The organism is Acetobacter sp. DsW_063 (genome assembly GCF_002153745.1).
Lineage (GTDB): Bacteria > Pseudomonadota > Alphaproteobacteria > Acetobacterales > Acetobacteraceae > Acetobacter.
Genome location: NZ_JOPL01000007.1, coordinates 66,529 through 76,049, shown reverse-complemented (window position 1 = coordinate 76,049; position 9,521 = coordinate 66,529). Strand labels below are relative to the sequence as shown.

General features: G+C 56.5%; 17 protein-coding genes. 10 read left to right on the top strand and 7 right to left on the bottom strand.

All coding sequences use genetic code 11. The features are described from left to right. The 6 genes from HK28_RS02000 to HK28_RS01975 all read right to left on the bottom strand — a co-directional run. The coding region (locus HK28_RS02000; RefSeq protein WP_198945762.1) for a hypothetical protein at nucleotides 1–319 on the bottom strand (319 nt) is incomplete at its 3' end. Then, a complete protein-coding gene (locus HK28_RS01995) occupies nucleotides 316–726 on the bottom strand; it encodes a hypothetical protein (RefSeq protein WP_143217282.1) in 411 nt (136 codons plus the stop codon). The genes HK28_RS02000 and HK28_RS01995, both read right to left, overlap by 4 nt. Next, complete coding sequence (locus HK28_RS01990; protein ID WP_198945761.1) at nucleotides 723–1,097, bottom strand: hypothetical protein; 375 nt, start codon at nucleotides 1,095–1,097, stop codon at nucleotides 723–725. Before HK28_RS01990 ends, HK28_RS01995 begins: the two co-directional genes overlap by 4 nt. 76 nt (nucleotides 1,098–1,173) lie before the next feature. After that, nucleotides 1,174–1,929, bottom strand: a complete 756-nt coding sequence (locus HK28_RS01985) for a hypothetical protein (protein WP_086642945.1) — start codon at nucleotides 1,927–1,929, stop codon at nucleotides 1,174–1,176. A 30-nt stretch (nucleotides 1,930–1,959) separates the two neighbouring features. Next, nucleotides 1,960–2,286 (bottom strand): hypothetical protein, encoded by a 327-nt coding sequence (locus HK28_RS01980; RefSeq protein WP_086642944.1) that lies wholly within the window; start codon nucleotides 2,284–2,286, stop codon nucleotides 1,960–1,962. A 165-nt stretch (nucleotides 2,287–2,451) separates the two neighbouring features. Continuing rightward, entirely contained in the window at nucleotides 2,452–3,195 is a 744-nt protein-coding gene (locus tag HK28_RS01975; protein ID WP_086642943.1) for a S24 family peptidase, read from the bottom strand. 83 nt (nucleotides 3,196–3,278) lie between these two features. On the opposite strand from HK28_RS01975, the gene HK28_RS01970 reads away from it, so the two are divergent. Continuing rightward, nucleotides 3,279–3,491, top strand: a complete 213-nt coding sequence (locus HK28_RS01970) for a carph-isopro domain-containing protein (RefSeq protein ID WP_086642942.1) — start codon at nucleotides 3,279–3,281, stop codon at nucleotides 3,489–3,491. A gap of 48 nt (nucleotides 3,492–3,539) precedes the next feature. Here the strand turns inward: HK28_RS01970 and HK28_RS01965 are convergent, their stop codons facing one another. Further along, nucleotides 3,540–3,815: a hypothetical protein gene (locus HK28_RS01965; RefSeq protein ID WP_086642941.1), complete on the bottom strand. Its 276-nt coding sequence runs from the start codon at nucleotides 3,813–3,815 to the stop codon at nucleotides 3,540–3,542. Between the two features lie 83 nt (nucleotides 3,816–3,898). On the opposite strand from HK28_RS01965, the gene HK28_RS01960 reads away from it, so the two are divergent. The 9 genes from HK28_RS01960 (at nucleotide 3,899) to HK28_RS13650 (ending at nucleotide 9,507) form a co-directional block, all read left to right on the top strand. After that, nucleotides 3,899–4,201, top strand: a complete 303-nt coding sequence (locus HK28_RS01960; RefSeq protein WP_143217281.1) for a hypothetical protein — start codon at nucleotides 3,899–3,901, stop codon at nucleotides 4,199–4,201. Further along, on the top strand, nucleotides 4,194–4,511 hold the full coding sequence (locus tag HK28_RS01955; RefSeq protein WP_143217280.1) for a helix-turn-helix domain-containing protein: 318 nt from the start codon (nucleotides 4,194–4,196) through the stop codon (nucleotides 4,509–4,511). Before HK28_RS01960 ends, HK28_RS01955 begins: the two co-directional genes overlap by 8 nt. Then, entirely contained in the window at nucleotides 4,508–5,008 is a 501-nt protein-coding gene (locus HK28_RS01950) for a hypothetical protein (RefSeq protein ID WP_086642938.1), read from the top strand. Before HK28_RS01955 ends, HK28_RS01950 begins: the two co-directional genes overlap by 4 nt. Beyond that, nucleotides 5,005–5,790 (top strand): hypothetical protein, encoded by a 786-nt coding sequence (locus HK28_RS01945; RefSeq protein WP_086642937.1) that lies wholly within the window; start codon nucleotides 5,005–5,007, stop codon nucleotides 5,788–5,790. Before HK28_RS01950 ends, HK28_RS01945 begins: the two co-directional genes overlap by 4 nt. 83 nt (nucleotides 5,791–5,873) lie before the next feature. Continuing rightward, complete coding sequence (locus tag HK28_RS01940) at nucleotides 5,874–7,109, top strand: hypothetical protein (protein ID WP_086642936.1); 1,236 nt, start codon at nucleotides 5,874–5,876, stop codon at nucleotides 7,107–7,109. Nucleotides 7,110–7,121: 12 nt separating this feature from the next. Then, nucleotides 7,122–7,550, top strand: a complete 429-nt coding sequence (locus tag HK28_RS01935; protein ID WP_086642935.1) for a hypothetical protein — start codon at nucleotides 7,122–7,124, stop codon at nucleotides 7,548–7,550. Beyond that, a complete protein-coding gene (locus HK28_RS01930; RefSeq protein ID WP_086642934.1) occupies nucleotides 7,550–7,900 on the top strand; it encodes a hypothetical protein in 351 nt (116 codons plus the stop codon). The genes HK28_RS01935 and HK28_RS01930 overlap by 1 nt, the downstream gene beginning before the upstream one ends. A 129-nt stretch (nucleotides 7,901–8,029) precedes the next feature. Continuing rightward, on the top strand, nucleotides 8,030–8,509 hold the full coding sequence (locus HK28_RS01925; RefSeq protein ID WP_086642933.1) for a hypothetical protein: 480 nt from the start codon (nucleotides 8,030–8,032) through the stop codon (nucleotides 8,507–8,509). Nucleotides 8,510–8,922: 413 nt separating this feature from the next. Next, nucleotides 8,923–9,507 carry a hypothetical protein gene (locus HK28_RS13650; protein ID WP_143217279.1) on the top strand — a complete coding sequence of 195 codons (585 nt, stop codon included), beginning with the start codon at nucleotides 8,923–8,925 and terminating at the stop codon, nucleotides 9,505–9,507. Nucleotides 9,508–9,521: the final 14 nt, after the last annotated feature.

The following is a 9,521-nucleotide window of genomic DNA, read 5'->3' as shown; positions in this document are numbered from 1 at the left end:
GCGACCGGTCTCCCGTCGTGGCGGCGTGCGACCAGTCTCCCGTGGTGGGATCCTCTTTAGCCGCGGACTGGATAGAGCGTACTTCGCCCTCCACTACTTCTTTTGTTGCCGCGTCTGCATAAATATTCGACGCAAGCCACGAGGCGTCGTCATACCTCTTGTCTTTGTAGAGAGCCGACATAACATCACCGTATACGCCTCCCTCTGGGAATTTCTCGCGAAACCAATCACGCCCCGAACCGCAGGCATCCCACTTTCTCAGTTTTAGAATGGTTATTTCGTGAGGAAGGGTCTTTTCTTCTTCGCTTGTCTCGGTCATGACTCGTCTCCCGGCAGGACTTCGCGGACGTGGATGCATTCGATGCGGCTGGACGACGCCTCGCGGTCCGCCACAGCCTTTGTCGCTGCGATGAAAAGACCGCCGTGTGGATAGACGTTCGCCCAGAACTCGCGCCGAACTGGCACGTATTCGGCGTTGAGGAGGTCGAGGTGAGACTCCGCTCTACTGCTGTAAAATCGCCCATCCGCCCTGTAGCAGAAAATTTCCTCTCTGCTTGCTACCTCGTTCAGAGCTAATGCCACGACGGGGAGCCCAGCACGCGCATCAGTGCAAATCACCCGAGCAGGCCTACCATCCTGCGTAATCCAAGGCCCCTTGCCGTCGTTGTGGTTCGCGCTGAACTTACCATCGGCGCAAGCTTGTAGTTTTTGGTTTTGCATGGTCATGCCGCGACCTCTGAGGCAGAACTGAAGTTGTAATCGACAGCTTCGGAATAGTATCCATTCGATATCCCAAGCCACCGGACGGTTACGCTGCCCTTGTTCGTGGCGAACTCGTAGAATGTCCACGTATAGCTATCCGCATCAACTGGATCCTGCTGCCCATCCGCCTCTCTGGCGACGAGCAATGGAAAGCCAACGAGGTCTAAAGCATAGCCGCAAACGTCATTGACGTAGACGTCCTCGCAGCAATCCTGATAGTGCAGAAACTTTATTGAACATCCGTCTGAAAACCTGAACGTGAATTCCTCACTTCCGCTTTCGAGACCATCGATCGACCAGATCGTCTTTCCAAGAATTTCTTTGATATCGGCCATCTCAACCACCATCTAATCAAATGCCGTCACCCGGCGGTGCAACCCGCTGCGAACAGCGGGAAACATCGTGGGGTGGTTAGGCGACCTCTAACTCATCGGTCCGCTGCTCAACTTCATCTAGCTTAGAGTTTTGCTTCTCTTTTCGCCTCGCCCATGCCGGTACCGCCAATCTCGTTTCCGCCCGCATAGGCATCAGAACGCCTACGAAGTCTTCCCTGTGGGATATTTCGAACAGAACCGGGCTTGCGCTGTCGGCTGCAACTAGTGTCACTGGATTGCCGAAGGATTTTGATCTCCCGAATGACGCAACGTCAGAGATTCGCTTTACATATCTCGGGTTAAATGACGGAACTCCGGTGCATTTTTCTGGCGCGTCTGGGATAACGCTCAAGTAAGCAGGAAACGTTCCATCGATTACCTCAGCTACTCCAGACCACACTTCAGTCATTGATAGGACTTCCCGGAGTTCGGCTGAGAGAATTTCCCTGATGTTTTCGTTATCGTTTTTTACGTGGCGCATTAAATATGCCCTGCGGCGCACAGGCGTTCCGATGTCTGTTATTACAAGCCACAAGTTTTCGGAGTCGTATTGGTTATTTTTGATAGCTGCCACGCAATCTTTTGGCATTTTTACTATCAATGCCTCATCTGCTATTCCGTCTGGCTCACGAAAGAGGCCCATCGTGTGCCCGTCTGTCGCGCAAACGTTGACTCCTCCCGCGTGAGGATGGACATATACGCCGCTGAGATAATAACGAGCTTCTTCATTTGAGGAAAAAAGGCTCGCCAGATACATGCGATCCGCACGAACTATTGCTGTGATCTTGCTCATTGTATTTCCTTTCTGTTTCGTGGGGTGGGGTTAGGCAGCTTCGTATCTGTTCAACCGCGCGTTCTCCCGAGCACGGATGCCCTGCAAATCTTCGTAAATGTCATTGTGCTCACTGATTGCGTCGGAAAGATCGTCGCAGAGTCGATCCATCGCCGACCAGAAAGCGTCCGCGCTAGGAAGCGTGATGCCGCGATCCTCAAGTACCTTGAGCTTCGCTTCGAGGCTGTTGTCGCGCCCTTTAGTCGTGGTGCTGATGCTGCCGTCGATCAGTTCTCGGACTGCTTCAAGGGCCGTGACATTGTCCTCATGTCGTCCCTGCTCGCGTCCAAGGCGCTCGTATTCTGGTTCTGAGAGCATCCCATCCTCCCGGTGCGCCGTGGGCGCTGGTGATGGGGTATGTGTGCGATAACAGCGCACGTTAGTCAAGCGATAAAATCGCACACACGCGACATTGTCGCACACGTTGGACAAAATAAAGCCCGGCCATGTGCCGGGCTCGTGATGGGTGGGGTGGGAGCTACGTTAAGTCCAGAGCCATTTTCCAACGACACGCCCGTTGATGGTGATGTCGTCCAATGGGACCTCGTCTTGGGGGTAGGTTTGATTGATGCTGATTATCCGAGCGCGTGGAGGCGACGTGTTGGGGACTAACTGAAGCTGCTTCAGGACAACGCCTAGGCCGTTCCAGAGAACGTAAACCCCATCAGGGCTCAGGATGCGGTGGCTCGTATCCACTAGAACGCGCTCACCCGCCCGAAAGTCTGGCTCCATCGAGTTTCCGATGACCCTTACGATTGCGAGGCCGCTGGAGTCCGGAAGGTAGCTGTCCAGAAACGGCTTCGGGATTGTCCAGGTGGCAACCGCCGTATGAACGTCACCGTTTCCGCCTACCTCGTCGATCAGAGAACCGCCACCCGCCTGTGGCGACACGTCGTATTCATGAATTCGAACGCTACCCTTCGGTGCGGGGGCGTTTACCCGTGACGCTCTCTCGATTGTTTCCTTCAATGCAGATTCTCCCGCCCGAATTCCGGCAAGAGACCAAACGTCATCAGGGGTGATGCGCGGCTCCCCCTTATCAACGAGCAAGGGAAGCATGTTCTTGGCCATGTCGAGAGGTAACGCAGGCTTCTTATATTTGTTCTCATACGAGGCGTAAGAGGAGTAGCGGTCGCCGTATCCCAGCAGGCGCGCGAACTCTCTCACGCTATAACCGGCGCGGGACCGAAGTTCTTTCAGACGATCGGAGATACTTGGGTCAGTCATCCGTCTAGTATGTGCGAACAGGTCGCACGTGTCCGTGCGAAAATATCGTTGACTTATGTGTGACGTTATCGCACAAAACTCCCATGTCAGTAGCTTGCAGCATCATCGATGGATTGGGTGGCACGCGTCCCGCTGCCAAGCAGTTCGGATTACCGCCTTCCACCGTTCAGTCGTGGAAGAAGTCCGGGTTCATCCCAGTGACGCGCATTTTGCTCGTTGAGAAGATTACCGGCATCCCGCGCGAAGAACTCCGCCCCGATCTGTTCTCCCGCACCACGCAGGAGACACAGGGATGAGCGCCCTATTCCTCTGCGCGCTGATGGCGGTTGCTGTTGGTGCGCGGGTTATGCCCTCCCTTCAATCCCGGTCTCGTCGCGGAACGTGGTTGGTGGCGCGTAGGTCATGATCTCTACGAGTTCTCCTGCAATGCGTGAGCATGCCTCCACCAACCCAAGCGTCGGCGCCAGCATGACTGCGTCATCAAACACCGACTCAACAAGGGTGTGTCTTATCCGCATCGAGACGCCTTCGGCGCGCGGGTATGAGATGCGCGGGTGCAACCGCGCTCTCACTATGGACAGCAGAACAATCAGGTTTTCGAGTTCGTCGGTGAAGTTCAAAGGCGTTTACCTCCCTGCCGTCATCAATGACAGAGGGATTTTCCGCCGTGGCAGAAATCAAACGGCTCAGCACGGATAAATCAATGTCTACCGCAGAAACCATCGCAATCGAAATGCAGGCGATCGTCAAAGACGCCGCGTCTCCGTTCATCGCGGGCGACACGGTTGGTCGGCAGATCGATCGCGCTGCGAGGGTTCTGGGCATCACAGCCGGTCAGGCAAAGCGGTTCTGGTATCTGGAAGTAAAGCAGGTGCTTGCTGTTGAAGCTGACCGTCTACGCTCCTGGCACACCGAATGGAAAAGCCGTCAGGCTGCGCAGCTTGACCACCAGTTTTACATTTTGAAGGCCCGTATGGCCGAGATGGAATCATGGAAGAATGTCTGATCGCATGGATTTGGATATGGGTTTGGATAAACAGGTTCTCGTGGGAGCGCATTCGCCGGTCTCGCGTGCGGCTGTATGTGATCCGAAAAAGATTACGCGAGGCGGCGCGGAACTTTTAGACAGCGTCGACGCCTTCAGGATCATTCGTGAGGAAATCAGTAAATACGCCAATCAGCGTATTTTCGCTGAGAAGGTTGGCGTCACGCCTCAATATCTGAGCGACATGATCAACGGGCGGAAGCCTCTTTCAGATGTGGTTCTAAGATCCTGCAAAATACGCCGAAAAGTGTATTTCGAGAGGATTGCATGATGGCCGAAGTTCTTGTCTGCGGGATCGATCCCGGATCAAGGGGAGCAATCGCCATTATGCGCGCGGACGGATCGCTTGTTACTGTCGCCGACATGCCCGCCATCGAGCAGTTGGTCGGCAAGACAAAGCGGACCAGAATTTCCCCGGCTGGCGTTGCGACGCTTCTTGAGGGCTGCGGTGTGACGCATGTCTTTATGGAGCACGTTCAGGCCGTGCCGGGTAATGGCAGCCTCGGTAGCTTCGTTCTGGGGAACGCCTCGGGCGTCGTAGAGGGTATCGTCGCGGCCCTGAAAATTCCCATGACTCTGGTGCGCCCGACAAAGTGGAAAAAGGCGATGTGCCTGACTGCGGACAAGGGAACGAGCCGCGCACGCGCCATGATGTTGTGGCCATCTGAGGCGTGCAGGTTCGCGCGCGTGAAGGACGACGGGCGCGCGGAAGCGTGTCTTATCGCGCAATACGGCCTGAACTCCATGCGCGCGCAGGTGGCGGCATGACGAACCCTTTTGAACTGCACGGCATCGGGCATCTATCGCCATCCAGTCTGAACACGTTCGCCGCGGCTCCTGCCGTCTGGGTCATGGAAAGATTGTGCGGCAGGAAGGCTCCTGTTGGCTGCGCGGCATATCGCGGCACGTCTGCCGAGTATGGAATTCAGCTTGGACTTGAGGATTTCTCCTGCGACGTTTCGGAGTGTCAGAAGGAGGCTGTCGCCAAGTTCGACCACCTGTCCGCACTGTCTGGCGACCCGAAGCGCGCGAAGGAGCGTGAGGCGATACCCGGAATTGTCGCCACGGGACTTGAGCAGTTCCGCAAGGGCGGTCAGCCTACGGGGTATCAGGGAAAAGTCGTTCACGAGTTCGATGAACTGCCGGTGCCAATACTTGGCTTCTGGGACTTCGCCTGGGAACAGCACGGGATGATCGTCGATTTGAAGTCGCAGTTGAAACTGTCGTCTTCGATCAGCGACGGACACGCGCGTCAGGTTTCTCTCTACGTCCACAAGACGAACTTCGTGGCGCGCGTGGCCTATGTGACGCCCGCAAAGTCAAACGTCCTGACGCTGCACAATCCTGCGGACCACCTGTCGGACCTTGTGAACATTGCGCAGCGGCTTGGGAAATTTCTCTCGATTTCCAAGGACCCATACGAACTTGCGGGCTTGTTGGTTCCTGATCTCGACAGCTTCTACCTGTCAAACCCGGTCGCCAAGGCCAACGCGCGCGAACTCTACGGTTTTCACAAAGCACTTGCGCCGGAAGCCGCTGCCGCAGGTTAGCGGCTTCTGGGGACAGTGTGTCCCGAGCGTTCGCGGGCGGCTCGTAAACAGCCCGCATGATAGTCTGAATACTGGAAAATACGATGGCGCTTGGTTTCCCTTCATCCACTTCCGCCGACTTCCTGCCGATCGTCACTTACGACGCGCGCGCCGGACGCATGTTCCGCAACGATCGCGATCATGTAAATGGCGAATGGGTTACGAACAAGATCGACCTGACCAACGATCAGCCGCAGTTTGCAGTGGACTTTGGCACGATCGAGGTTGGCTGGATCGCGTTCACGCCTACCGGCGCGACGTGGACAGCCATCGCGGCAGCCGTGACGGCGGATACGAGCGCGCTGATCGTGCTGACGGTTCCAACGACCGTTCCAACGCTGGAGGCGGCCACAGCGACGCTCTCAGGCGGCGCAGACGGCGGAACCCCGACGACGGAACAGTTCATCGGTGAGGACGCCGACCCGCGCACAGGCATGTATGCGCTGCGCAACCAGTCCTGCGCCATCGGCATGTTGGCAGGCCTCACGGACGTCACCAGCCTCACCTCTCAGGCGGCGTTCGGCATCAGTGAGGGCGTCTACATGATCGCGACCGGGCCATCCGGCGACACGATCACCAACGCCGTCGCAACGTCAGTGAGTGGCGGTTACGCCTCCTATGGCCTCAAGGTCATGTTCGGCGACTGGCTCTGGTGGGACGACAGCACGAATGGCCTCATGCTCGTTCCCGCGCAGGCCTATGTCGCCGGGATGCTATCGCAGCAGAGCCCGCAAGAGTCTGGCCTGAACAAGCAGATTTACGGCGTCGCGGGCAGCCAGAAAGCGGGCCTTGTTTCGTCCAGATCGACGCAGACGTATTCCACGGCTGAACTGTCCTCGCTATTCACCGCTGGCTTCGATGTGGTCACGAACCCGATTCCGCGCGGCGCGGTCTGGGGTTGTCGCAGCGGATACAACTCGTCGCAGAACGATTTGATCTACGGCGACGAATATACGCGCCTGACCAACTACATCGCCGAGACGCTGGCGACAGGTATGGGTCCGTATATCGGCGAGCCGATCAACTCCACACTGTTCGGCGACGTTCGCGCGTCAATCCTCGGGCTTCTCTCGACGATGCGCTCGGCGGGCATGCTCGACAACACGGGGACGACGGTTCCCTACACCGTCGTTTGCGACACCTCGAACAACCCCACGTCGCAGACTGCGCTCGGTTACCTCGTGTGCGCCGTGACCGTCCAATACATGGGGATCAACCGATTCTTCATCATCAATCTTGAGGGCGGGGCAGGCGTGTCCGTCACCGTCTCCAGCAGCTAACGGAGACCCGCAATGTCGAACGCGCCCTTCAATATTGGCCGCAACACGCGGTTGGTGTTCATCTGGAACGGAACGACGGTCGAACTTCCGACCGTCACGCAATTCCGCTCGAACCAACAGACGGTGCAACTGAAATCCGCGCCGCTGAATAGCAAGCCTATCACTTACGAAGTGCCGAATGGCTGGTCGGGCAGCTTCGTGATGCAGCGCGACAGCGACACGCTCGATGCACTGATCGCGTCAAACGAGGCCGCGTTCTGGTCGGCGGCGACCATCAATTCCGGGACGCTCTATCAATACATCACCGAGACCGATGGCACGACCACGACATTCGAATTTTCGGACGTAGCCATCACGCTGAACGATGCCGGTCAGTGGCAGAACGACAACATTGTTAACCAGACGGTTAACTTCACCGCTTCGCAGAGGATCGCAATCTGATGGCCGACAACGCCAACACCTTCGTCACCGACGCCAAGGGGCGGAAGATTGAGGTGAGGGAGCTTTCTGGCTCTCAGCAATCCCGCTTCTGCCGCATCGCAGGAAACGCCTACGGCGATAACGTCTGGACATTCAACACAATGATGCGTCTTCGCGTCGTAAAGGTTGATGACCGGCCAAGTCCGCCGTTCCCGAACTCCATGCCGGAAATCGATGGCTTGTGGGACTGCGTTGACGTTGATGCCGTAGAGGCCGTCGCGAAGCTCGCCGATGAAGAGAGCAAGAAGGTAACCGCCGACGCAAAAAACTCTATGGCGCCCCAGGATTCCGAGACCGTCTCTGGCTCGTAAAGAATGGGGTGCCTTACGACCGCGCGATGAACGATCTCGATGAAGCCGAGGTTATGGCTTGCGTCGTAACCTTTGCCGAGTTCGAGGGATCGCGATTTAACTGGCGAACTTTGCAGTTTGAAAGGCCGGATGGTGGCTGAATTATCGCTTCTGGGCTTCGCTGCTGTCCTTACTGAAATGACGCTTGAGGCCGACCACGCCGCTCATTTAGGGCTACAGGCGGCTGCGCGCACCGTGCAGGAAGAGGCAAAAGCGGAGATCGGCCATTATCAAGGGGCGATTGGCGGGCTCCCTGCGTGGGCCGAGCTTGCCGATAGCACGAAGGATGATCGCGTGCGGCAGGGTTACACCGAGAACGATCCGGGCCTGCGGTCTGGCGCGATGCGCGACAGCATCGAGACGACTGTCACGAGCCAAGAGGCGACTATCGGCTCGGACGACGACAATCTCGTCTATTTCGAACTCGGCACCACCAAGCAGCCACCGCGCACGGTTCTCGCTGGAGCGCTCATGCGCAAGGAAAAGGAAGTGGTTCACGAGATCGGCGAGAGGTTCGTGGGGACGCTTGTCGGTGGCGAGGTGATTGGTGGGGCGCTTCGACTAAAGTAGGGCAGACTGCTATGCTCCCGCCATTGACGGTGGGGGATTTTATGAAGTCTGAAAAAGTGGCGACCCTCGTTATGGGGGTTGTGATGTTGGGGTTGTTTATTACTTGGCGGGCGGAAACATCATCATCGGCAGGATCAGGGGAAGAGCGAACGGCAGTTGCGAGCCACCCCGATGCGGTCGTTAGAGCGACGCATGATGACGGCGGTGATTTGAGCAAAAAGGATGCCGCAGCAAGTTTTGATTATCCAGGGCAGCGCGGGTGCTGGTCCGACGGTCCAACCACTGAAGATCGGCCCGATGTAACGTGCGCTGACCTCTCAGATCGCTTTCTGCACTCGCTACTTGGAAAAACGAGGACGTCTGTCCAGAGCGCTATGGGCAGCCCGGGTAGGGCGCACGAGGGGACTCACTTCATGAGTAATGCTCTCGGTAAAAAAGAGCAAAATGGCGATGTTAATATACGATACGAAGCTGACGATATTGCCGTAGAAGTATCAGGCATGAGGTCTTTCGTCGGCTCAGACAAAAGCCGTGACTTTGACTTTACTGTAAAGGGCGTGAGTAAGACTCAAACTGTAGATGCTATCCAGGCGGAGTTAGGAGTTTCAGGTAATGTAGTTAAGCGACCTTGCGAGATAAACTCCACAGTTGATGTCATTAAGGCTGAGAATAATGCAAGCACATGGTCTGTTTTGATAAATCCACTAGCTACACAGGAAGAGCGTGAGGCACTAAAGGAGACCGTTCAAAACTCAGATGCGTCGGCTGTTGGATTGATAGGATCGACATACATTGCTGGCGTGGCTTCCAAGATCAGGGGGCAAGCTTCATGTCGCCTGATCTTGTCGTATGTCAAAGCCTCTGGTGAGCGCGGCGTAGCGGCGTCGGGCGATATTCATGAACTTGATATACCGGGTGGATGGCCTGCGGTGACTGTCGGGGGAGTTATGGACGCACTCGGTGTAACTCCGTCTTTTTCACTGCCGCAATCTCCGTGACTGGATGTCATAGT

Coding starts and splice junctions, on each gene's coding strand:
- HK28_RS01995 (WP_143217282.1), bottom strand. CDS start 726: ATGACCATGCAAAACCAAAAACTACAAGCTTGCGCCGATGGTAAGTTC.
- HK28_RS01990 (WP_198945761.1), bottom strand. CDS start 1,097: ATGGCCGATATCAAAGAAATTCTTGGAAAGACGATCTGGTCGATCGAT.
- HK28_RS01985 (WP_086642945.1), bottom strand. CDS start 1,929: ATGAGCAAGATCACAGCAATAGTTCGTGCGGATCGCATGTATCTGGCG.
- HK28_RS01980 (WP_086642944.1), bottom strand. CDS start 2,286: ATGCTCTCAGAACCAGAATACGAGCGCCTTGGACGCGAGCAGGGACGA.
- HK28_RS01975 (WP_086642943.1), bottom strand. CDS start 3,195: ATGACTGACCCAAGTATCTCCGATCGTCTGAAAGAACTTCGGTCCCGC.
- HK28_RS01970 (WP_086642942.1), top strand. CDS start 3,279: ATGTCAGTAGCTTGCAGCATCATCGATGGATTGGGTGGCACGCGTCCC.
- HK28_RS01960 (WP_143217281.1), top strand. CDS start 3,899: ATGTCTACCGCAGAAACCATCGCAATCGAAATGCAGGCGATCGTCAAA.
- HK28_RS01955 (WP_143217280.1), top strand. CDS start 4,194: ATGTCTGATCGCATGGATTTGGATATGGGTTTGGATAAACAGGTTCTC.
- HK28_RS01950 (WP_086642938.1), top strand. CDS start 4,508: ATGATGGCCGAAGTTCTTGTCTGCGGGATCGATCCCGGATCAAGGGGA.
- HK28_RS01945 (WP_086642937.1), top strand. CDS start 5,005: ATGACGAACCCTTTTGAACTGCACGGCATCGGGCATCTATCGCCATCC.
- HK28_RS01940 (WP_086642936.1), top strand. CDS start 5,874: ATGGCGCTTGGTTTCCCTTCATCCACTTCCGCCGACTTCCTGCCGATC.
- HK28_RS01935 (WP_086642935.1), top strand. CDS start 7,122: ATGTCGAACGCGCCCTTCAATATTGGCCGCAACACGCGGTTGGTGTTC.
- HK28_RS01930 (WP_086642934.1), top strand. CDS start 7,550: ATGGCCGACAACGCCAACACCTTCGTCACCGACGCCAAGGGGCGGAAG.
- HK28_RS01925 (WP_086642933.1), top strand. CDS start 8,030: ATGGTGGCTGAATTATCGCTTCTGGGCTTCGCTGCTGTCCTTACTGAA.
- HK28_RS13650 (WP_143217279.1), top strand. CDS start 8,923: ATGAGTAATGCTCTCGGTAAAAAAGAGCAAAATGGCGATGTTAATATA.